Consider the following 21,222-nt stretch of genomic DNA (forward strand, 5'->3'; position numbering starts at 1 on the left):
GGCCTCGCCTCAGCTCGTCGCCGTCTCCTCCAGAAACCGCATCAGCCCGCTCTCCACCTTCGTCAGCCCGTCGCGCCCGCGCCCCTTCAGGATGTTGCGCGGCAGGCGCTCCTCCTCGAAGGCCGTGACGATCTCGGGATGGACGTAGGAAGCGCGCGCCACAGCCGGCGTGTTGCGCAGGACCTCGCTGACCGAGCGCATCGCCTTGGCCACCGCGCGCTTGCGCTTGGCCTCGGTGTCCACCGCGGCGGGATCGACCTCCTCGACCAGGAACCGCAGAGCCTCGGCTGAGCCGTGGAAGGTGCGGAAGTCCTTGGCCGAGATGCGCTTGCCGGCGCTGTCGCGCAGGTATTCGTTCAGGCGGTTGGCGGTGAGGTCGTGTATCTTGCGGTCGTCGCCGCGGAAGTGGAAGAGCCGCTTGCCGCGACCTGCACGCATCTTCTCGAGCGAACGGACGAGGTTCTTATCCTCGATCTCGATGACGTTGAGCTTTTGCGACTTGCCGACGAACTTGAGGATCGCCCGGCTCTTGCGCAGCTTCAGATTGTCCTTGCGCAGCGAGGCGACGCCGCGCCCGCCATCCTCGGCATATTTCTCGTGGCCCGGGCGCATGGCGGATACGTCGATGAGTTTGGCGGCGACGGCCGACGTGGTGCGCTGGTCGAGGGCAGGACGGCGCAGATCCTTCTCCACCCGTTTGCGCAAGGTGGGCAACGCCCGGCCGAAGCGCAGCAGGCGCTCGGTCTTCACGGCGTTGCGAACGTTCACCCAGTCGTCGTGGTAGCGATATTGCAGGCGGCCCTTCTCGTCGCGCCCGGTCGCCTGGATATGCCCGGCCTCGTCGACGCAGATCTTCACGTCGCTCCAGGCCGGCGGGATCACCAGCGCCTTGATGCGCGCCTTCAGAAGCTTGTCGGTGATCTTTTCGCCGCCGGAAAAGCAGATGCGGTGACTGGCGCCGTGCGGGCGACGCTCCAGCGTGAAGTCGGCGGGATCGACCATGAGAAGGCCGAAGCGCAGGGCATGGAACTCGAGACGCTTGTTCATCGGATATCGGGTACGCAGCTGATCGTTCGGGCCAACGGCATTTCGCGCTGCGTCGTTCCCGCTCCGACCCTGCGGCGTTCGGTCCTTCCGCGGTTTCGCCGGCCTGCGGAACGTCGGCCGGCGGCCCGGCATTCCCTCGTCCGAACACGAAACGGAGTTGGATCATGGCCGGCATCTCGAAGGGCACCGAAGTCGAGTGGAAGTACGGGAAGGGCACCGCGACCGGCAAGGTCGAGGAGAAGTTCACCGAGAAGGTGACGAAGCAGATCAAGGGGAAGGAAATCACCCGCAACGCGACCGAGGATGAGCCCGCCTACCTCGTCAAGCAGGAAGACGGCGCCAAGGCGCTGAAGAAGGACAGCGAGGTCCACAAGGCCGATTGAGGCCTCGAACTCAACGTCGGGGCGATCGCCGCTTTCAGTCGGCGGTCGCCGCGTTGGCCGGTGTCTCCTCGGGACCGCGAAGGCTCCGCGGCTTCTGGCCGCGCGGCCGCCGGGCCTTCGATGGGCCGCCACCGTCGCCGCCGTCCTTGCCCGAGCGCGGCTTGACCAGCGGTTCCGGTGTTGCCTTGTTCGGTGCGAAGACGCTGCCGCCCGCTCCGAGGCCGCGCGCCTGCTGCAGGGCGAGGCGCTCGGCGTCTCGCTTGCGGACGTCCTCGACGATCTCGCGGACTTGCGCCGTCTCGAAGCCGAGTTCGCTCAAGGTTTCGCCGCCGAAGCGCAGCGCCGATTCCAGCGTCTCGCGGATCTCGAAGGCGACGCCCCGCTCGCGCAGCAGCAGCGAGTGGTTTCGATCGTAGGAGCGAACGAAGAGTTGCACGTTCGGGAACTCCGACCGCACCAGCTCGACGATCTGGTTCGTCACCTCCGGCTTGTTGGTGCAGACGGCGACGATCTTGGCCTGTCGGATACCGGCGGCCTCCAGCACCTCGCGCCGCAGCCCGGAGCCGAAATAGATGCGGAAGCCGAAGCGCCCGGCCGTCTTGATGCGCTCGGCCGAGGAATCGAGGATCGTCATCTCGAGACCGCTGGAGAGCAGCACCTGCGCCGCCATCTGGCCGAAGCGCGAGAAGCCGATCATCAGGATGTCGGATCCCGCGCCCTCGAAATCCTCCTCCAGCTGCTCGCCCTCGTCGTCCTCTTCCTCCGTCAGGCGGCGGCCGAGATAGGCGGTGAGCGGCGTCAACGCCATCGAGAGCGTCACCACCGAGACGAGGAGCGAGCCGACGGCGCCGTCGAAGATCGCCGAGGCGCTGGCGGCCGAGAACAGCACGAACGCGAACTCGCCGCCCTGCGGCAGCACGAGGCTGGTGCGCAGCGCGTTGGCGTGGGTCTCGCCGAACAGGCGGCATAGCGGATAGAGGATCGCCGCCTTCACCGCCATCAGCGCGGGCGCGCCGAGAAGGATGATCCACCAGTTCGTGCGGATCACCTCGATGTCGAGCGACAGGCCGACCGCGATGAAGAACAGGCCGAGCAGCAGGCCGCGGAACGGGTCGATATTGGCTTCGAGCTCGTGGCGGTAGGAAGATTCGGCCAGGAGCACCCCGGCGATGAAGGAGCCCATCGCCATCGAGAAGCCGGCCAGCCCCATGAGAAGCGCCGAGGCCAGCACGACGAAGAGCGCGGCCGCGATCATCACCTCGCGCGCGCCGGCATTGGCGAGCACCCGGAAAAACGGGTTGATCAGGTAGCGTCCGGCGAGGATGAGGAGCGCCAGCGCGCCGAAGGATTTGGCGACCTCCATCGGATCGATGCCGGTGGCAGCCTCTGCGCCCGCGCCCGGCGCCAGCAGTGGCAGCACCGCCAGCAGCGGCACGATGGCGAGATCCTGAAACAGCAGCACCGAGAAGGAGGCCTGGCCGAAGCGCGTGTTGAGGCTGCCCGATTCCTCGAGAAGCTGCAGCGCGAAGGCCGTCGACGACAGCGCCAGCCCGAAGCCGATGACGCTCGCAGCCCGCCAGCCGATCGGCAGCAGCATGAGGAGGCCGGCCAGCACCGCGCCGGTGAGCAGCACCTGCGCGAGGCCGAGGCCGAAGATCTGGCGCCGCAGCGCCCAGAGGCGCGAAAGCTTCAGTTCCAGTCCGATGATGAAGAGCAGGAAGACGACGCCGAGCTCGCCGATATGCAGGATCTCACCCTGTCCGCTGTCGATGACGCGGGTGACGGGGCCGAGCACGATGCCCGCGAAGAGGTAGCCGAGAACCGTCCCGAGGCCGATCCGCTTGAACAGCGTGCCCGCCAGAATGCCGCCTCCCAGGATCAGGAGGATGTCGAGAAACAGGGGCGCGGTCTCTTCCACGAGAGTCCTCCAGGTCGATTCGCGCGGACGGCGGGCGATAGCGGCAGCTTGATTGGAACGAATCGCATAATAGATGGTGCGGATGCAAAAGGTTCGGCAGATTTCACCATGAACGACGATATCCAGCGCCTCGCCGACCTCGGCGACCGGTTGATCGAGGCCGCGCGACGCCATGGCGCCGATGCGGCGGATGCGGCGGTGGTGCGCTCGCGCTCGCGCTCGGCGCAAGTGCGCCTCGGCGCGGTCGAGGAACTGGAGTCGTCGGAGAGCGATGACCTCTCGCTCCGCGTCTTTGTCGGGCGCCGCGTCGCCACCGTATCGGCCGACATCCGGGCCGATGCCGATCGCTTGGCCGAGCGGGCCGTGGCGATGGCGAAGGTCTCGCCGGAAGACCCCTATGCCGGGCTCGCCGATCCCGCGCTCCTTTCCACCGGCGATGTCGAGCTCGATCTGTTCGACGACACCGAGATCGCCGGCGAGGCGCTGGTCGAGGCGGCGCAGGCGATGGAGGCGGCCGCGCGCGGGGTCGCCGGCGTCACCAATTCGGGCGGTGCCTCCGCCGGCACCGGCGTCACCGGCCTCGTGCTCGTCACCTCCACCGGATTTCGCGGCTGGCGCATGCGCTCGGGCTTCTCGCGCTCGGTCAGCGTCATCGCCGGCGAGGGCACCGGCATGGAGCGCGACTACGACTTCGATTCGCGCATGCATGTCGGTGATCTCGACGCCGCCGAGGCGATTGGCCGGCGTGCCGGCGAGCGCGCGGTGCGCCGCCTGTCGCCGGCCAAGGTCGCGACCGGGCGCTACGCCATCGTGCTCGACCCCCGCGTCTCGCGCGGGCTGATCGGCAGCCTTCTCGGCGCGATCAACGGCGCCGGCATCGCGCGTGGCACGAGCTTCCTGAAGGATCGGATGGGCGAGCGGATCCTCCCCGAGGCCCTCAGCCTCGTCGACGATCCGCTTCTCGTGCGCCGACCGGGCTCGCGCCCCTTCGATGGCGAGGGCGTGCGCGGCCAGCCGCTGCATCTCGTGGAGAACGGCGTGCTGCGGCACTGGCTGCTCGACGGCGCGACGGCGCGCGAGCTGAAGCTCACGCCGAACGGGCGGGCCTCGCGCTCCTCCTCGGGCGTCTCGCCCTCCTCGACCAACGTCACCCTTACCTTCGGCGACCGCACGCCGACGGAGCTGATCCGCGACACGCACAAGGGCATCTACGTCACCGAGATGATCGGCCACGGCGCCAATCTCGTCACCGGCGACTATTCGCGCGGCGCTTCCGGCTTCATGATCGAGAACGGCCAGCTGACGCATCCGGTCTCGGAGTTCACGGTGGCGGGGCATCTGCGCGACATGCTGCTCGCCATCGAGCCGGCCAACGACGGCGACGAGCGCTTCTCGGTGAACACGCCGACGCTGCGGGTCGGCGAGATGACGGTGGCCGGAGCCTGAGCGAGATGGAGGACGCCGCCGCCGACCTGCAGCTTCTCACGGAGGCCGCCGCCGAGGCGGGGCGCATCGCGCTCGGCTTCTGGAAGCGCGACCCGGAGGTGTTCTGGAAGGGCTCCTCGCCGGTCTCGGAGGCCGACTTCGCCGTGGACGACCATCTGCGGCGCACGCTGCTCGGCGCGCGGCCCGACTATGGCTGGATCTCCGAGGAGACCGCGGCGCAGCCGGCAGGGGCGGGGGAGGAGCGGTTCTTCGTGGTCGATCCCATCGACGGCACGCGCTCGTTCCTGCGCGGCGAGGCCACGTGGTGCGTCTCGATCGCGGTGATCGCGCGCGGCCGGCCGGTCGCCGGCATCATCGACGCGCCGGCGCTCGAGGAGGTGCTGGGCGCCACCGCCGACGGTCCGGCCCAGCTGAACGGCGAGACGATCCGGGTTTCGCCGGAGCCCGAGGACGGGCGGCTGCGCCTGTCGATGCCCGACGGCATGCGCCGAAAGCTGGAAGGGCAGCACGGCGCCCGCATCGACTTCGCCCCGGGCGTGCCCTCGCTGGCCTATCGCCTGGCGCTCGTCGCCAGCGGCCGGCTCGACGGCACGCTCATTCTGCCGCGCGCCAACGACTGGGACATCGCGGCCGGCGACCTCATCCTGGAGCGCGCCGGCGGGGCGCTCGCCCGGCTCGACGGCTCCCGCCACCTTTACAATCCGGCCCCGGAAAGGCATGGCGTTCTCGTCGCCGGCGGCACCGACCGTCTCGCCCAGCTCCTCGCCTATGGCGGCGTCGCCGCCTGACGCGGCCCCGCCCGTCTCGCCTCCCAACCGTCTCACCCGGAGTTCACGCCTCATGGTCACCGAAGAAGAGCCAAAGCAGCGCCTGCACCTCGTGTTCGGCGGCGAGCTGAAGGATCTCGGCGCCGTCGACTTCCGCGACCTCTCGGCGCTCGACATCGTCGGCATCTTCCCCGACTACGCCTCGGCGCAGGCCGCATGGCGCGCCAAGGCGCAGGCGACGGTCGACCACGCCTCGATGCGCTACTTCATCGTCCACATGCACCGCCTTCTCGATCCCGAGACGGTTTGAGCGCGGCGGGATCGCCCCCGCGTGGATGAGCATCCGCCCGCCGGCGGGCGTCAGGGGCGGCCGCGCAAGCGACTGCGGGTGCGCCTGCAGCGGCGCCTGAAGACGCTCTATCGCTCGCCCGTCGTCTCGCGGCTGGCGGGGCGGGCGATCTACGACGCGCTGCGCTTCGTGCGACGCACGCAGCGCCCCGCGCCCGGCTCCAGCGACTTCGATGCGCTGCTGGCGAGCCAGCATCCCGCGATCGTGGCGCTCTGGCACGGGCAGCATCTGCTTGCCCCCTTCTTCCGCCCGGTGCGCCTGCCCTATGTGGCGCTGCTCTCGCGCAATGCCGATGCCGAGATCAACGCCGCCGTGGTCGAGCGTTTCGGCATCGAGACGGTGCGCGGCTCGGGCGGGCGCGTCCGCGAAGCGGCTTCGCGCAAGGGCGGCGCGCGGGCGCTGATCCAGCTAATGCGCAAGCTGCGCGAGGGCTTCGGCGTCTGCATGATCGCCGACGTGCCGAAGGGCGTGCCACGCGAGGCGGGCCTCGGCATCGTCACGCTTGCGCGACTTTCGGGCCGGCCGATCGTGCCGAGCGCGGCGGTGACGAGCCGGCGCCGGGTGCTCGAAAAAACCTGGGACCGGACCACCCTGCCGCTGCCCTTCGGCCGCATTGCCGTGGTCATGGAGGATCCGATCTTCGTTCCCGCCGACGCCGACGCGGCGGCGATGGAGGAGATCCGCGCGAGGCTGACCCTCGCGATCGAACGGGCGAACCGAAGGGCGATCCTCCTGGCCGATGGCCGGGGCGACACCTTCGAACGGGAAGCGGAACGCAGGCAGTGACGGGACAGCGACGTTGAGCGAAGGCTGGGCGAAGACGGCACTGACGGCCTACCGCATCGCGGGGTCGCTGGCCTATCCCGCGATCGGCCCTTATGTCGGCTGGCGCGCGGCGCGCGGCAAGGAAGAGCGCCACCGCCGGCGTGAGCGCTACGGCTATGCCGGCGAACCGCGCCCGGACGGCGTGCCGCTCGTCTGGGTCCACGCCGCCAGCGTCGGCGAAAGCTCGGCGGTCGCCTCGCTCGTCCAGGCCATCGCCGACGACGGCATCCGCGTGCTGATGACCACGGGCACGGTCACGTCGGCGGCGATGGTGCGCGACCGGCTGGGCGACACGGTGATCCACCAATACGTGCCGCTCGACCTTCGCCCCTTCGTGCGGCGCTTCCTCGACCATTGGCGACCGGATCTGGCGATCGTCGCCGAGAGCGAGATCTGGCCGATGACGATGCTCGAGCTCGCGCACCGCCGCGTGCCGCAGATCCTCGTCAACGCGCGCCTCTCCGACCGCTCCTTCAAGCGCTGGCGCTCGGCGCCGCGCCTCGCCGAGGCGCTGCTCGAGAACCTCGCCCACATCGTGGCGCAGTCGGATGTCGACGGCGAGCGCTACCATCTCCTCGGCGCGCGCGCCGTGACCGTTGCCGGCAATCTCAAGGCCGACGTGGAGGCGCCGCCGGTCAACCGCGAGGATCTCGCCGACGCGCGCCGGGTGCTCGGCCTTCGGCCCGTCTGGGCTGCGATCTCGACCCATGAGGGCGAGGAGGCGATGGCGGCCGAGATCCATCTGCGCCTGCGCGAGGACCGGCCGCGCCTGCTGACGATCATCGTGCCGCGCCATGTCGAGCGCTCCGACGCGGTGGAGAAGGATCTGAAGGCGCGCGGTCTCGCGGTCGCCCGCTGGAGCCGGGGCGAGCTGCCCGATCCCACCACCGACGTGCTTCTCGGCGACACGATCGGCGACATGGGTTTCTATCTGCGGCTCACCGAGATCGCCTTCGTCGGCAAGTCGATCCATGGCGAGGGCGGACAGAACCCGCTGGAGGCTGCCATGCTCGGTGTTGCCATCCTGTCGGGGCGCTTCGTCCAGAACTTCCGCGAGGTGTACCAGCGGCTCATCGACCGCGGCGGCGCGCGGATCGTCGAGGACGGCGCGGAACTTGGGCATGTCGTCGCGGACCTGTTCTCGCATCCCGAGACCCGGCGCGCGATGATCGCCGCGGCCAAGGACGGGGTCGACGACATGGGCGGAAGCCTGCGCCGCACGATGGGCGCGCTCGACCCGTTCCTGCTGCCGATGCGCCTGTCGCTGCATCGGCGCGACGAGACGCGGTGATGCTGGCGCGCGCGCCCGCCTTCTGGTGGCACGAGGAGGCCGGCTGGCAGGCCCGCATCCTCGGGCCCGCCGCCGCGCTCTACGGCGCGGTGTCGGGGCGCCGTATGGCGCGAGGCGTCCGTGCCGAGGCCGGCCTTCCCGTCATCTGCGTCGGAAACTTCACGGTGGGCGGCGGCGGCAAGACGCCGACGGCGCTGGCGCTGGGGCGGGCCGCGCTGGCGCTCGGCCGCCGGCCCGGCTTCCTGACGCGCGGCCATGGCGGTCGCGGCGGCGCGGCCGTGCTCGCCGATCCCGCCCGCCACGATGCGGCGCGGGTCGGCGACGAGGCGATGCTGCTGGCGGCGCTCGCGCCGACCGCCGTCGCGGCGGACCGACTGGCGGGCGCGCGGCTTCTCGCGCAAGCCGGCTGCGATCTCGCCATCATGGACGACGGGTTCCAGAGCGCCCGGCTGCGCGCCGACCTGTCGCTGATCGTGGTCGATGCGGGGCGGGGCCTCGGCAATGGCCGCGTGCTGCCGGCAGGGCCGCTGCGCGCACCGCTCGGCCGCCAGCTCGCCGATGCCGACGCGCTTCTGGCGATCGGCGAGGGACGGGGCGCGGACCAAGCGGCCGATCTGGCGCAGAGGGCGGGCAAGCCGCTGCTGCGGGCGCGCTCGTTGGCGCCGAACGCGTCGGCTTTCGCCGGGCAGCGGGTGCTCGCCTTCTGCGGCATCGCCGACCCCAGCAAGTTCCACCGCTCGCTCGAAGATGCGGGCGCCGAGATCGTCGCCTCCACCGATTTTCCCGATCATCACATGTTCACGCCGGACGAGGCCCGCGCGCTTTTGAGCGAAGCCGACAGTCTCGGGCTGATGCTGGCGACCACCGCCAAGGACCACGCGCGGTTGGGATCGGCCACAGGCGTCGGCGCGGCGCTCGGTGCGCGGGCAAGCGTTCTCGAACAGGTGCTACGCTTCGAGCATACCAGCGATGCGGGCGATCTGGTGACGCAGGCGCTGCAGAGCTTCGCCAGACGATCGGCATCCTGACGCGAGCGGTCAGCCCTTCGAGCGCTTGCGAAGGCCCGGGTCGATCTCGAGTTCGCGTGCCAGCGATGCGGCGGCGTCGCGATAGGGCTCCTGCCGCTGGACGCTCCAGTACTTGAGGAGATCCAGCGGGATCGCCTCGCCGGTGACGACACAGCGCACGAAGGCGCCGGGCCGGATCACCTCGAAATCGGCGTCGAGGTAGCGAAGACGGGCTTCGCCGCCGCTGTCCATGCGGTTCATCATCGGTGTCTCGACGCGCAGATCGGGCCTTGCGGGCGGGCGGCGGCGCGAGCGCTGCCCTTTCATCTCTCGCGTTGTTCCATCCTACGCGGCGCGAAGTCAACGGCTGGCGCGGCAGCGCTACCGCCGGCCGAACAGACGCTCGATGTCGACGAGCTTCAGCTCGATGAAGGTCGGGCGTCCGTGGTTGCAGGTGCCCGAACCGGGCGTCGCCTCCATCTGGCGCAGAAGCGCGTTCATCTCCGCCGGGTTCAGCCGTCGCCCGGCGCGCACCGAACCATGGCAGGCCATCGTCGCAGCGACATGATCGACGCGCGCCTGGAGCCCCGCGCCGGTGCCGCTGTCGGCGAGTTCGTCGGCGAGATCGCGTACAAGCGCGCCCGCATCCACCTCGCCGAGCAGCGCCGGCGTCTCGCGCACCATCACCGCGCCCGGCCCGAAGCGCTCGAGCCGCAGGCCGAAGCGCTCCAGCGTCGCGGCCGCTTCGCCCAGCCGGTCGGCGTCGGCTTCCGGCAGGTCGACGATTTCGGGCAGCAGCAGCATCTGTGAGGGGAGGGGGCTGGCGTGCAGCGATCCCTTCAGCGCCTCGTAGACGAGGCGCTCGTGCGCGGCATGCTGATCGACGATCACCAGACTGTCGTGCGTCTCGGCGACGATGAAGGCCCGGTCGATCTGCGCGCGCGCAGCGCCGAGCGGAAACTCGTCTGCGCCGGACGCCGTCTCCGTCGGCGTGGCAGCGCGAGCCGAGGGCGTGAACCCCTCGAAGCGCGCGGACGCGGCGCGACGGGAGTGGGCGGACGGCTCCGCGGCCAGCGGCCGGAAGGGCGAGGCCGCCAGATCGTAGTCGCCGGCGTGGCGCTCGCCGAACCCGCCCCCGATGCCACGGGGCGCGGCAGCTGGTGCGATCTGCTGCTCCGCTCCCGCACCGCCTGTCGGGGCTGGCAAGACTCCGGGGCGAAACCGCGCCATCAGGCCACCCGCGCCCTCGGTCGAGCCGCGAAGCGCGATGTTCGCAAGCGTCGCGCGGATGGCGCCGACGATCAGACCGCGTATCAGGCCGGGATCGCGGAAGCGCACGTCGGCCTTGGCCGGATGGACGTTGACATCGACGTCGCGCGGATCGAGGTCGATGAAGAGGACGCAGACGGGATGGCGGTCGCGCGCCATCGCATCTGCATAGGCGCCGCGGATCGCCGAAAGGATCATCTTGTCGCGCACCGGACGCCCGTTGACATAGGCGTATTGGTGCAGCGCGTTGCCGCGATGGAAGGTCGCCAGGCCGGCATGGCCGGTGAGGCGCACGCCTTCGCGCACCGCGTCGAGCGCAAAGGCATTCTCGGTGAAGTCGGTGCCGATCACCTGCGCGATCCGGTCGGTCTCACGCCCGGGCGCCACCGCCTCGAGGATCGTCTGCGTGCGGTCCTCGCCCGTCAGCTCGAAGCGCACGGCCGGAAAGGCAAGCGCGATGCGCCGCACCACCTCGGTGATCGCCGCCGACTCGGCGCGGTCGCTCTTGAGGAACTTCAGCCGTGCGGGAACGGCGTGGAAGAGGTCGCGCACCTCGATCACCGTACCGGCGCCGAGCGACGCGGGACGCGGCCCGTCCTGGCGCCCACCCTGGACGAGGATCTCGTGCGCGCCCGCCGCGCCGTTGGCGCGCGAGCGTAGCGACAGCCGCGCCACCGAGCCGATCGAGGGCAGCGCCTCGCCGCGAAAGCCGAGCGTGCTGATGGCATCGAGCCCGCCGCCGAGCTTCGAGGTGCAGTGGCGGCGCACCGCCAGCGGCAGTTCGGCGAGCGAGATGCCGTGGCCGTCGTCGGCAATGCGCAGCAGGCTTTTGCCGCCGCCCGCCGTGACGATCTCGATGCGGCTCGCGCCGGCGTCCAGGCTGTTTTCGAGCAGTTCCTTCACGACGCTCGCCGGCCGCTCGACCACCTCGCCGGCGGCGATCTGGTCGATCAGGGTCTCGGAGAGTTGCTCGATGGGCATGATGGGGCTTCCGGCACGGCGCGAGCCGCCAACATAGGCATTCCCGCCGCCGCTGAACACCGCCGGGGTGACGGGCGCTTATGCGCCCGGTCAGTCCCGATGGGGCTAGTGCGCCGCCTCCACGGCCACCTCCCGCACCACGAAGACGGCACGCGGCGTCACCGTCAGCGACGATGTCGGATCGAGCGGGCGGGGGGCGAGGTCCGGGCGGTCGGACTGGAGTTCGAGGCGATAGGCGAGACCCGCGCCGAGCGGCGGCAGCCGGACGGTGCGCGCCTGCCGGTCGGCGTTGAGATAGACGAGGACGGCAGGGGCGGGGCGGGCCTCGCCCCGATCACACGGCGTCTCGCTCGGTCCGCCCGCAAGGCGTGCCGCCAGCCAGCGCCGCTCGCCGTCCCGCCAGTCGCGCTCGTGCATCGGCCCGCCGTCCTCGCCGAGCCAGACGACGTCCGGGGTGCCTCCGCAATCGGCGCCGTTGAGGAAGCGGTCGGCGTGGAGCGCCGGTTCGGCCGCGCGCAGCGCCACGAGGCGCGCGGTGAAGTCGCAGAGGTCCTCGTCGGCGCCGGCCCAGTCGAGCCACAGCACCTCGTTGTCCTGCGCATACCCGTTGTTGTTGCCGCCTTGCGTTCGACCCATCTCGTCGCCCGCGACGATCATCGGCGTGCCGCGCGCCACCATCAGCGTCGCCAAGAGCGCCCGCACGTCGCGCCGGCGCGCCTCGATGATCGAAGGATCGCTCGTCGCGCCCTCGGTGCCGTTGTTCCAGGAATGGTTGTCGGCATGGCCGTCGCGGTTGTTCTCGCCATTGGCCTCGTTGTGGCGCTCGGCATAGGCGACAAGATCGGCGAGCGAGAACCCGTCATGGGCGTCGATGAAATTGACGCCATCGTTCGGGGTGCGACCCTCGCCTGCGAAGAGATCGGGCGAGCCGGAGAGGCGCGTCGCGAGCGCGCCGACCATTCCGGCATCGCCGCGCCAGAAGCGGCGCACGTCGTCGCGGAACCGATCCTGCCATTCGAGGAAGGGGCGCGGGAAGCGCCCGACCTGATAGCCGCCCGGCCCGATGTCCCACGGCTCGGCGACGTGGAGGCGGCCCGCCAGCACCGGGTCGGCTGCCAGCATCCGGAAGAACGGGGCATCCGGTCGGAACCCTTCGGGCGTGCGGCCGAGAATGGGGGCGAGATCGTAGCGAAAGCCGTCGATGCCGGCGCGCGTCACCCAGGTGCGCAGCGCGTCCACCGCCATCTGCGCCACCGGCTCGCGCCAGAGCGCGAACGTGTTGCCGGTGCCGGTGTCGTTGACGAGCGTGTCGGGATCACCGGGCGCGGCGGCGTAATAGGTGCGGTTGTCGAGCCCGCGATAGGCGATCGTCGGGCCGAACCGGTCGCTCTCGCCGGAATGGTTGAGCACGACGTCGAGGAGGACGCGGATGCCGCGCGCGTGCAGCGCTTCGACGGTCCGGCGGATCTCGGCCCAGCCGCCGGGCGAGAGGCGCGGGTCGGGCGCCATGTGCGTGATGGGATTGTAGCCCCAGGCGTTCGTCAGCCCGAGCGCCGAGAGATGTCGCTCGTCGAGGGCGGCAGCGAGCGGCATCAGTTCCACCGTCTCGACGCCGAGGCGCGTCAGGTGTTCGAGGACGGCCGGCTCGGCGAGCGCGGCGACGGTGCCGCGCAGGCGCTCTGGCACGAGCAGATGGCGCTGCGTGAAGGCGCGCACCAGAAGCTCGTAGGTGAAGCCCGGTCGGCGGAAGGGCAGGGGCTCGGCCGGACCCTCGGCTCCTTCCACCACGGCGCGCGGCACGAGCGGCGCGGTGTCGATGGCGCGAGACGGCGGTGCGGCGAGCGTCGGATGATAGAGGAAGGGCCGGTCGATCCGCGTCGCGTAGGGGTCGACCAGCAGTTTCGAGGCATCGAAGCGATGGCCGTTCGCGGGATTGAAGGGTCCGTGCGCGCGGTAGCCGTAGAGCGCGCCGACGCGAAGGCCCGGGACGAAGCCGAAGTGAACGCCCCCGTCGCCGCGCCGGGGCAGCGTCAGGCGCTGCGCTTCGACCGTGCCGGCTGCTTCGAAGAGGCAGAGCTCGATGCGCTCGGCATGGTCGGAGAAGACGGCGAACTGCACGCCATCGGCCTCCGGCGTCGCGCCGAGCGTTGCGGGGCGGCCGCGTTCCGCCGTGATCGTCTGCATCGCCGCTTCCCTTCGAGCATTTCCGGACGAATCGGACACGCTTGGCCATACGTCAATGCGGATCAACAAAGACCTGAAGGGCCCGTCCGCCGAACCGGTGTTCGCGGACCCGTGCCCCAGCCTTTAGAGGCCGCCCTGCCAGGCGCGGACGGCATCGAGCGGATAGAGAAGCATGAGAACGTTGAGCGTCAGGTTATCGCGGATGAGAACGGCCGTCAGAATTTCGAGGCCGAGCGCCACCGCGACGCTGACGAAGACCGGGAGGCGCGAGGCGAACGCGAAGCCCACCATCATGAACGCCACGTCGGACACCGAGTTGAGAACGCTGTCGCCGAAATAATCGAGCGCGATCGTCGCCTCGCGGTAGCGCTGGATCACCGCGTCCGTGTTTTCCGTCAGCTCCCAGATGGCCTCGATCAGCACCGCACCCACGAGACGCAGCCCCATCGGATGGCGGCGCGCCAGCCACCAGAAGCCGGCGTAGAAGAGCAGCCCGTGGATGAAATGAGAGGGCGAATACCAGTCCGAGAGATGTTGCGAGTTTTCCGAACTCGCCACCGTGCCGTGCCACAGCTTGATCGTGCCGCAGGCGCAGATCGGCACCCGCCCCATGGCAAGCAGGATCGCCGCCATGACGGCGACGATCGCGGCGCAGAGGACGAGATGCCAGAGTTTGACCCGGCGGTCGGTGCCGCCGGGCGACACGCGCTCCCGGTTGGGAGCGCTCAGGTGCGCACGTCCGGCGCGTCGCGGCCCGTGCGCTTGGTGATCTCGCCGATCGCGTCGGCGGTTCGCACGAGTTCGCCGAGCGCCTCCTCGATCGTCATGTCGAGGCGACCGCTCTCGGGCTCATAGCGCTCGATATAGACGCGAAGCGTCGCGCCCTTGGTGCCGGTGCCCGACAGGCGGAAGACGATGCGCGAGCCGCCGGAAAAGACGATGCGCACGCCTTGGCCGGTGGAGACCGAGCCGTCGATCGGGTCGCGATACGAGAAGTCGTCGGCCTCCGACACGACGAGCGTGCCGAAGCGCTGGCCTGCCATCGAGGCGAGACGATCGCGCAAGCTCTCCATCAGGCCCTCGGCGGCGGCCTTGTCGACCTCCTCGTAGTCGTGGCGCTGGTAGTAGTTGCGGCCGAACTCGCGCCAATGCGCGGCGACGATGTCGGCGACGCTCGTCTTGCGAACGGCGAGGATGTTGAGCCAGAGCAGCACGGCCCAGAGCCCGTCCTTCTCGCGCACGTGGTCGGAGCCGGTTCCGGCGCTCTCCTCGCCGCAGATCGTCACCTTGCCGGCGTCGAGAAGATTGCCGAAGAACTTCCAGCCTGTCGGCGTCTCGTAAAGGCCGATGCCGCGCTTCTTGGCGACGCGGTCGGCCGCGCCGCTCGTCGGCATGGAGCGGGCGATGCCGGCGATGCCGTTGGCGTAGCCCGGTGCCAGATGCGCGTTGGCGGCGAGCACGGCCAGCGAATCGGAGGGCGTCACGACGATGCCGCGGCCGAGAATCATGTTGCGGTCGCCGTCGCCGTCCGAGGCCGCACCGAAATCGGGCGAGGTCGGGCCCATCATCAGGTCGACGAGGGGCGCTGCCCAGACGACGTTCGGATCGGGATGGCCGCCGCCGAAATCTTCCGATGGCTCGCCGTTGATCACCGTGCCGACGGGCGCGCCGAGACGGCGCCCGAGGATCTCGTGGGCGTAGGGGCCCGTGACCGCATGCATGGCGTCGAAGCGCAGCGTCAGGCCGCCGGCGATCGCCTCGCGGATCGCGGCGAAGTCGAACAGCGTTTCCATGAGCGTGGCATAGTCGGTGACGGGATCGACGACCTCGACCTCCATCTCGCCAACCCGGCTCGTGCCGACGACGCCGAGATCCGGCGCTTCCTCCGATACGATCTTGTATTCGGTGATCTCGCGGGTGCGACGGTAGATCGCCTCGGTGATGCCCTCGGGCGCCGGGCCGCCATTGGCGATGTTGTACTTGATGCCGAAGTCGCCGTCGGGCCCGCCGGGATTGTGCGAGGCCGACAGGATGATGCCGCCGGCCGCCTTGCGCTGGCGGATGAGGTTCGAGGCCGCCGGCGTCGACAGGAGGCCGTTCTGCCCGACCACGACCTTGCCGACGCCGTTGGCGGCGGCCATGCGGATCGCCTTGCGCACCACGTCGGCGTTGAAGTAGCGGCCGTCGCCGCCGATCACGATGGTTGCCCCCGCCGGCCGCTCGGACGCATCGAAGATCGCCTGCAGGAAGTTCTCGGCGTAATTCGGCTGCTGGAAATGCGTCACCTTCTTGCGAAGGCCGGAGGTGCCGGGCTTCTGGTCGTCGAAGGGTGTGGTCGCGACGGTCTGGATCATGACGTCAGGGTCTTTCGGGGACGAGGCTTCGGTAGAGGTCGGCGTAGCGGCGGGCGCTGCCCGTCCAGGAAACGTCGCTCGACATGGCGGTGAGCTGCAGATCGCGCCAGAGCGGCGGATCGGCATAGAGGCGAGCCAGACGCGCGATGCCGTCGAGCAGCGCTTCGCGCGTCACCGGGGCGAAGATGAAGCCGGTGGCGACGCCCGCGGCCTGCGCGGCGAAGTTGGCATCGATCACCGTATCGGCAAGGCCGCCGACGCGGCTGACCACCGGCAGGCAGCCGTAGCGCAGGGCATAGAGTTGCGTCAGGCCGCAGGGTTCGAAGCGCGAGGGCACGAGCAGCGCATCGGCACCCGCCTGCACCCGGTGCGACAGGATCTCGTCATAGCCGATGCGAACGCCCATCCGGCCGGCATGGCGCGCCGCGGCGCCGAGGAACGAGCCTTCCAGCATCCGGTCGCCCGAGCCGACGATGACGAGGCGGCAGCCGGACGCGACGATGTCGTCGCAGGCCTCGGCGAGCAGATCGAGGCCCTTCTGCCAGGTCAGGCGTGAGACCACGGCGAGGATCAACGTGTCGTCCTCTTCGAGCGCGAACTCGGCTTCGAGCGCGCGCTTGTTGATCTGGCGCCGGAAGATATCGCCGCGCGTGAAGGTCGCGGCGATATGCGGGTCGTTTGCCGGATCCCAGGTCTCGATGTCGATCCCGTTGACGATGCCCGTCAGGCGATCGGCGCGACCGCGCAGCAGGCCGTCGAGACCCATGCCGCCCGCCGCCGTCAGGATCTCGGCGGCATAGTTCGGGCTGACCGTCGTGATCGCGTCGGCGGCGCGCAGGCCCCCCTTGAGGAAGCCGACCGAGCCGTAATACTCGACGCCGTCGACGCCCCAGGCATCGGCCGGCAGTCCGAGATCGGGAAAGACCGTGTGGGGAAAGGCGCCCTGGAACGCGAGATTGTGGATCGTCAGGACGGTGCGCGGCCGGCTCGGCTGGCGTTCCAGATAGACCGGGGCGAGCGCCGCCTGCCAGTCGTGCGCATGGACGATGTCGGGCCGGTAGCCCGCGATCGCGCCCATCCCGACGAGGCTCGCCGCCTTCGAGAGCGCCGCGAAGCGCGCCCAGTTGTCGGGGTGATCGTAGCCGTTGAGCCCGATATAGGGGCCGCCCGGCCGATCGAAGAGGTGAGGGGCGTCGAGGAGGAGAAGGTCCAGCCCGGCGACGGTCGCGCCGAGAATGCGCGCCGGGCCGCCGAACAGGTCGTCGATCTCCGTGAGGATCGCGTTCTCGCCGAGATCGGCGAGAACGCTCGGATAGGCAGGCATCAGCGTGCGGACCGCGACGCCGATCGTGCCGAGCGCCAGCGGCAGCGCGCCGGCGACGTCGGCCAGTCCGCCGGTCTTGACCAGCGGAAAGACCTCCGACGCAACGGAGAGGACGCTGGTCATCTATAGTTCAGCCGGTCGATCATCGGTTTCGTCACGAGGCAGATGCCGCTCGCCGTGCGGCGGAAGCGCTGCGCGTCGAGATCGGGATCCTCGCCGATGACCAGTCCGTCGGGGATATGGACACCGCGGTCGAGCACCGCCTTCGTCACACGCGCCCCGCGTCCGATATGGCAGCCCGGCAGCACCACCGCGTGGTCGAGCTTCGAATAGGAGTTCTGCCGCACGCCGGTGAAGAGCAGCGAGCGATGCAGCGAGCCGCCGGAAATGATGCAGTCGCCCGAGACGAGCGAGGAGATCGCCGTGCCGCGGCGCCCCTCCTCGTCATGCACGAACTTCGCCGGCGGCGTCACGTCGGCATAGGTCCAGATCGGCCAGTCGCGGTCGTAGATGTCGAGCTGCGGCTGGATGTCGGTCAGGTCGATATTGGCCTGCCAATAGGCGTCCACCGTGCCGACGTCGCGCCAGTAGGCGCCGTATTCGGCGGATGAGCGCACCACCGACGTGTTGAACGAATGCGACCAGGCCGTGCCGTGTCGCACGATGTGCGGCACGATGTCCTTGCCGAAGTCTCGGCTCGACATCGGATCGGCGGCGTCGCGGCGCAGTTGATCGGCGAGGAATTCGGTGTTGAAGACGTAGATGCCCATCGAGGCCAGCGCCGTGTCGGGACGGCCGGGGATCGACGGTGGGTCGGCCGGCTTCTCGATGAAGTCGGTGATGCGCCCCTTCTCGTCGACATGCATCACGCCAAAGCCGACGGCCTCCATGCGCGGGACCTCGAGGCAGCCAACGGTGACGTCGGCCCCCGTGTCGACATGCTGCTGGAGCATGATCTCGTAGTCCATCTTGTAGACGTGGTCGCCTGCCAGGATGACGATGTACTTCGGGGCGTAGGACTCGATGATGTCGATGTTCTGGTACACCGCGTCGGCCGTGCCCGCATACCACTGGTCTTCCGAGACGCGCTGCGAGGCGGGAAGAACGTCGAAGCTCTCGTTCCGTCCTGGGCGCAGGAAGTTCCAGCCGCGATGCAGGTGGCGGATCAGCGAATGCGCCTTGTATTGCGTGGCGACGCCGATGCGGCGGATGCCCGAGTTCACCGCGTTCGACAGGGCGAAGTCGATGATGCGCGACTTGCCGCCGAAATAGACGGCGGGCTTGGCCCTGTCGTCGGTCAATTCCATCAGGCGGCTGCCGCGGCCGCCCGCCAGAACATAGGCCATCGTATCGCGCGAGATCGGCGCCACTCGGCGGCTGTCAGCCATTCGTCGTTCCTCCACGATACGCAACGCGGTCCGGTCTTGGCCCGTAAGCGCGGCCGGACGCTTCTTGTCGCAAGTCTTATCACTCCGGCACCATCAAGATAGCGCCGGAGTTTCCCGCTTCCACGACGCGAACCCGCCGCCCACAGGCTTTTTTTCTCGCCAGACGTGTCGTGCGTCCGGCGGGGCTTTCTCAGGCGCCCGGGCCGGCGTGCCAGATGTCCTTGGCGTATTCGCGGATCGAGCGATCCGAGGAGAACCAGGCCATGCGCGCGGTGTTGCGAACGGCGACGCCGTGCCAGTCGGACGGCTTCTTCCAGAGCATGTCGAGTTCGCGCTGCTTGTCCCAGTAGGCGCGGAAGTCGGCGGCGATCATCCACCAGTCGCGATCGCGGATCGAGTTCATCAGCGAGGCGTAGCGGCCGGGATCTTCCTGGCTGAAGACGCCGGCCGAGATCGAGTCGATCGCCGAGCGCAGGAGCGGCTGGCGGTCGATGACGCTCTGGCCGTTGTGGCCTTCGCGGCGCATGCGCGCCACCTCGTCGGCGTCGAGGCCGAAGATAAAGATGTTCTCGGCGCCCAGATGCTCCAGCATCTCGACATTGGCCCCGTCGAGCGTGCCGATCGTCAGCGCACCGTTCAAGGCGAACTTCATGTTGCCGGTGCCGGACGCCTCGAGGCCGGCCGTCGAGATCTGCTCCGACAGATCGGCCGCCGGCATGATGATCTCGGCGAGGCTGACATTGTAGTTCGGAATGAACACGACCTTCAGCAGGTCGCGCACGCCGGGATCGGAGTTGATGACGCGGGCGACGTCGCCGGCCAGATGGATGATCTCCTTGGCCTGGACGTAGGAGGGGGCCGCCTTGCCGGCGAAGATCTTCACCCGCGGCGTCCAGTCGAGATGCGGCAGCGAGCGGATCTGCTCGTAGAGCGCCACGGTCTCGAGAATGTTGAGGAGCTGGCGCTTGTACTCGTGGATGCGCTTGACCTGGATGTCGAACATCGCATCCGGGTTGAGCGTGATCGCCAGTCGCTCCTCGACAAGCGCGGCCAGACGCTCCTTGTTGTGGCGCTTCACGGCGGAGAAGCGGTCGCGGAAGGCGGCGTCGTTCGAGAATTTGTCGAGCGACTTCAGCTCGCCGATCTCGTCGCGGAAGCGCGGTCCGATCGTCTCGTCGATCAGGCCGGCGAGGCCCGGATTGCACTCGAACAGCCAGCGGCGCGGGGTTACGCCGTTCGTCTTGTTCTCGATGCGGGTCGGGTAGAGCTTGTGGAGATCGTGGAACACGGTCTCCTTCATCAACTCGGTGTGGAGCGCCGACACGCCGTTGACCGCATGACTGCCGACGAAGGCGAGCTGGCCCATGCGCACGCGCCGGCCGTTGCCCTCGTCGATCAGCGAAATCGCCGAGATCGTCGCGTCGTCGAACTTCTGATCCTGCGCGGCCTCGCGCATCACCAGCGCGTTGATCGCGTAGATGATCTGCATCTGGCGCGGCAGCAGGCGCTCGAAGAGGTGGATCGGCCAAGTCTCCAGCGCTTCGGGCAAGAGCGTGTGGTTGGTGTAGGAGAAGGTGGCGCGGGTGATCGTCCACGCCTCGTCCCACTCCATGCCGTGGACGTCCATGAGGAGACGCATCAGCTCGGCGACCGAGACCGCCGGATGGGTGTCGTTGAGCTGGATCGCGACCTTGTCGGCGAGGTTCGAGAGGGTGTCGTTCTCGCGTAGGTGACGGCGGATGATGTCCTGCAGCGAAGCCGAGGAGAAGAAATACTCCTGGCGCAGGCGCAGTTCCTGGCCGGCCTGATGCGAGTCGGCGGGGTAGAGGACGCGGGTGATCGCCTCGGCCTTATTGGATTCCAGCAGCGCGCCGATATGGTCGCCTGCGTTGAAGGCGTCGAGGAGGATCGGGTCGAGCGACTGCGCCGACCAGAGGCGCAGCGTGTTGACGTGCTGACCCCGCCAGCCGACGACGGGCGTGTCGTAGGCGACGGCAAGGACGCGCTCGGCCGGGCGCCAGACCTGGCGCGGCGGCCGTCCGGCTTCCTCCAGCATCGACACCTTGCCGCCAAAGCCGATCTCGTAGGCGCTTTCGCGGCGCTCGAACTCCCACGGGTTGCCGTGCTTCAGCCAGGTCTCGGGCAGTTCGACCTGCCGGCCGTCGACGATCTCCTGACGGAAGAAGCCGTGGACGTAGCGGATGCCGTAACCGAAGCCGGGCACGCCGGTGGAGGCCATCGATTCCATGAAGCAGGCGGCGAGGCGCCCGAGGCCGCCATTGCCGAGCGCCGCGTCCGGCTCCAGCAGTTCCACGAGGTCGAGCTCGACGTCGTAGCGCGCCAAGGCCTCGCGCACCGATGCCGTCAGGCCGAGATTGGCGATGGCATCGCGCAGAAGGCGCCCGATGAGAAATTCCATCGACAGGTAGCAGACGCGCTTGGCGCCGCTTTCGGCCGTCTCGCCCGACGAGACCAGCCAATGATCGATGATCCGGTCGCGCACCGCGAGCGTCGTCGCTTCCAGCCAGTCGTGAAGGCGCGCGCGCTTCACCGACTTGCCGATGGAATAGGTCAGCTTCTCGACGATCTCCTGCGCGAGCGTGTCGGCGTCGTTGAGGCGCGGCGAGGGCCTCTCGGCGGCTTCGCTGTAGTCGGTGGTCTTGGTCACGGCGGGGCTCGCTGGGGTCAT

At 69.4% G+C, this 21,222-nt stretch carries 17 protein-coding genes; 7 read left to right on the forward strand and 10 right to left on the reverse strand.

The genetic code is table 11. The annotated features are described in order from the left end of the window. Window positions 1–9: 9 nt before the first annotated feature. Window positions 10–1,047, reverse strand: coding sequence for a DNA topoisomerase IB (locus AUL33_RS09555; protein ID WP_062206982.1), 1,038 nt, complete (start codon window positions 1,045–1,047; stop codon window positions 10–12). A gap of 164 nt (window positions 1,048–1,211) precedes the next feature. Here AUL33_RS09555 and AUL33_RS09560 point away from each other — a divergent pair, with 164 nt between their 5' ends. Then, window positions 1,212–1,430, forward strand: coding sequence for a DUF2945 domain-containing protein (locus tag AUL33_RS09560; protein ID WP_062206984.1), 219 nt, complete (start codon window positions 1,212–1,214; stop codon window positions 1,428–1,430). Window positions 1,431–1,464: 34 nt separating this feature from the next. Here AUL33_RS09560 and AUL33_RS09565 read toward each other — a convergent pair whose 3' ends face one another. Beyond that, window positions 1,465–3,348 carry a monovalent cation:proton antiporter-2 (CPA2) family protein gene (locus AUL33_RS09565; RefSeq protein ID WP_062207226.1) on the reverse strand — a complete coding sequence of 628 codons (1,884 nt, stop codon included), beginning with the start codon at window positions 3,346–3,348 and terminating at the stop codon, window positions 1,465–1,467. A 108-nt stretch (window positions 3,349–3,456) separates the two neighbouring features. On the opposite strand from AUL33_RS09565, the gene AUL33_RS09570 reads away from it, so the two are divergent. From AUL33_RS09570 to lpxK, 6 genes are read left to right on the forward strand one after another with little or no spacing between them, the layout of a single operon-like run. Further along, complete coding sequence (locus tag AUL33_RS09570) at window positions 3,457–4,794, forward strand: TldD/PmbA family protein (protein WP_062206986.1); 1,338 nt, start codon at window positions 3,457–3,459, stop codon at window positions 4,792–4,794. A 5-nt stretch (window positions 4,795–4,799) separates the two neighbouring features. Next, window positions 4,800–5,582 carry a 3'(2'),5'-bisphosphate nucleotidase CysQ gene (locus AUL33_RS09575; RefSeq protein WP_062206987.1) on the forward strand — a complete coding sequence of 261 codons (783 nt, stop codon included), beginning with the start codon at window positions 4,800–4,802 and terminating at the stop codon, window positions 5,580–5,582. Window positions 5,583–5,634: 52 nt separating this feature from the next. Then, window positions 5,635–5,871: a DUF4170 domain-containing protein gene (locus tag AUL33_RS09580; protein WP_062206990.1), complete on the forward strand. Its 237-nt coding sequence runs from the start codon at window positions 5,635–5,637 to the stop codon at window positions 5,869–5,871. A gap of 21 nt (window positions 5,872–5,892) precedes the next feature. After that, window positions 5,893–6,696: a lysophospholipid acyltransferase family protein gene (locus AUL33_RS09585; protein WP_062206992.1), complete on the forward strand. Its 804-nt coding sequence runs from the start codon at window positions 5,893–5,895 to the stop codon at window positions 6,694–6,696. A 13-nt stretch (window positions 6,697–6,709) separates the two neighbouring features. Beyond that, window positions 6,710–8,026 carry a lipid IV(A) 3-deoxy-D-manno-octulosonic acid transferase gene (waaA, locus tag AUL33_RS09590; protein ID WP_062206994.1) on the forward strand — a complete coding sequence of 439 codons (1,317 nt, stop codon included), beginning with the start codon at window positions 6,710–6,712 and terminating at the stop codon, window positions 8,024–8,026. Next, a complete protein-coding gene (gene lpxK / locus AUL33_RS09595) occupies window positions 8,026–9,054 on the forward strand; it encodes a tetraacyldisaccharide 4'-kinase (protein WP_062206996.1) in 1,029 nt (342 codons plus the stop codon). The genes waaA and lpxK overlap by 1 nt, the downstream gene beginning before the upstream one ends. A gap of 9 nt (window positions 9,055–9,063) precedes the next feature. Here the strand turns inward: lpxK and AUL33_RS09600 are convergent, their stop codons facing one another. The 8 genes from AUL33_RS09600 to AUL33_RS09635 form a co-directional block, all read right to left on the reverse strand. Continuing rightward, window positions 9,064–9,297 carry a DUF2093 domain-containing protein gene (locus tag AUL33_RS09600; RefSeq protein WP_062207229.1) on the reverse strand — a complete coding sequence of 78 codons (234 nt, stop codon included), beginning with the start codon at window positions 9,295–9,297 and terminating at the stop codon, window positions 9,064–9,066. 117 nt (window positions 9,298–9,414) lie between these two features. Beyond that, complete coding sequence (gene mutL, locus AUL33_RS09605; RefSeq protein WP_062206998.1) at window positions 9,415–11,283, reverse strand: DNA mismatch repair endonuclease MutL; 1,869 nt, start codon at window positions 11,281–11,283, stop codon at window positions 9,415–9,417. Between the two features lie 105 nt (window positions 11,284–11,388). Further along, complete coding sequence (gene glgX, locus AUL33_RS09610; RefSeq protein WP_062207000.1) at window positions 11,389–13,467, reverse strand: glycogen debranching protein GlgX; 2,079 nt, start codon at window positions 13,465–13,467, stop codon at window positions 11,389–11,391. Between the two features lie 123 nt (window positions 13,468–13,590). Then, the gene (locus AUL33_RS09615; RefSeq protein WP_082652476.1) at window positions 13,591–14,172 is read right to left on the reverse strand and encodes a DUF2585 domain-containing protein; all 582 of its coding nucleotides are present in this window, start codon (window positions 14,170–14,172) and stop codon (window positions 13,591–13,593) included. 20 nt (window positions 14,173–14,192) lie between these two features. Further along, window positions 14,193–15,821, reverse strand: coding sequence for an alpha-D-glucose phosphate-specific phosphoglucomutase (locus AUL33_RS09620; protein ID WP_062207002.1), 1,629 nt, complete (start codon window positions 15,819–15,821; stop codon window positions 14,193–14,195). A 4-nt stretch (window positions 15,822–15,825) separates the two neighbouring features. Next, window positions 15,826–17,268 carry a glycogen synthase GlgA gene (gene glgA, locus AUL33_RS09625; protein ID WP_062207004.1) on the reverse strand — a complete coding sequence of 481 codons (1,443 nt, stop codon included), beginning with the start codon at window positions 17,266–17,268 and terminating at the stop codon, window positions 15,826–15,828. Then, window positions 17,265–18,533 (reverse strand): glucose-1-phosphate adenylyltransferase, encoded by a 1,269-nt coding sequence (gene glgC, locus AUL33_RS09630; protein WP_062207006.1) that lies wholly within the window; start codon window positions 18,531–18,533, stop codon window positions 17,265–17,267. Before glgC ends, glgA begins: the two co-directional genes overlap by 4 nt. Before the next feature lie 190 nt (window positions 18,534–18,723). Beyond that, window positions 18,724–21,222 (reverse strand): glycogen/starch/alpha-glucan phosphorylase, encoded by a 2,499-nt coding sequence (locus tag AUL33_RS09635; RefSeq protein ID WP_062207007.1) that lies wholly within the window; start codon window positions 21,220–21,222, stop codon window positions 18,724–18,726.

It is taken from the genome of Aureimonas sp. AU12 (assembly GCF_001463705.1).
In the GTDB taxonomy this organism is placed as follows: domain Bacteria; phylum Pseudomonadota; class Alphaproteobacteria; order Rhizobiales; family Rhizobiaceae; genus Aureimonas.

Excerpts from the sequence above, each read along its gene's own strand:
- AUL33_RS09555 (WP_062206982.1), bottom strand. The coding sequence starts at position 1,047 with ATGAACAAGCGTCTCGAGTTCCATGCCCTGCGCTTCGGCCTTCTCATG.
- AUL33_RS09560 (WP_062206984.1), top strand. The coding sequence starts at position 1,212 with ATGGCCGGCATCTCGAAGGGCACCGAAGTCGAGTGGAAGTACGGGAAG.
- AUL33_RS09570 (WP_062206986.1), top strand. The coding sequence starts at position 3,457 with ATGAACGACGATATCCAGCGCCTCGCCGACCTCGGCGACCGGTTGATC.
- AUL33_RS09575 (WP_062206987.1), top strand. The coding sequence starts at position 4,800 with ATGGAGGACGCCGCCGCCGACCTGCAGCTTCTCACGGAGGCCGCCGCC.
- AUL33_RS09580 (WP_062206990.1), top strand. The coding sequence starts at position 5,635 with ATGGTCACCGAAGAAGAGCCAAAGCAGCGCCTGCACCTCGTGTTCGGC.
- lpxK (WP_062206996.1), top strand. The coding sequence starts at position 8,026 with ATGCTGGCGCGCGCGCCCGCCTTCTGGTGGCACGAGGAGGCCGGCTGG.
- AUL33_RS09600 (WP_062207229.1), bottom strand. The coding sequence starts at position 9,297 with ATGATGAACCGCATGGACAGCGGCGGCGAAGCCCGTCTTCGCTACCTC.
- mutL (WP_062206998.1), bottom strand. The coding sequence starts at position 11,283 with ATGCCCATCGAGCAACTCTCCGAGACCCTGATCGACCAGATCGCCGCC.
- glgX (WP_062207000.1), bottom strand. The coding sequence starts at position 13,467 with ATGCAGACGATCACGGCGGAACGCGGCCGCCCCGCAACGCTCGGCGCG.
- AUL33_RS09620 (WP_062207002.1), bottom strand. The coding sequence starts at position 15,821 with ATGATCCAGACCGTCGCGACCACACCCTTCGACGACCAGAAGCCCGGC.
- glgA (WP_062207004.1), bottom strand. The coding sequence starts at position 17,268 with ATGACCAGCGTCCTCTCCGTTGCGTCGGAGGTCTTTCCGCTGGTCAAG.
- glgC (WP_062207006.1), bottom strand. The coding sequence starts at position 18,533 with ATGGCTGACAGCCGCCGAGTGGCGCCGATCTCGCGCGATACGATGGCC.
- AUL33_RS09635 (WP_062207007.1), bottom strand. The coding sequence starts at position 21,222 with ATGACCCCAGCGAGCCCCGCCGTGACCAAGACCACCGACTACAGCGAA.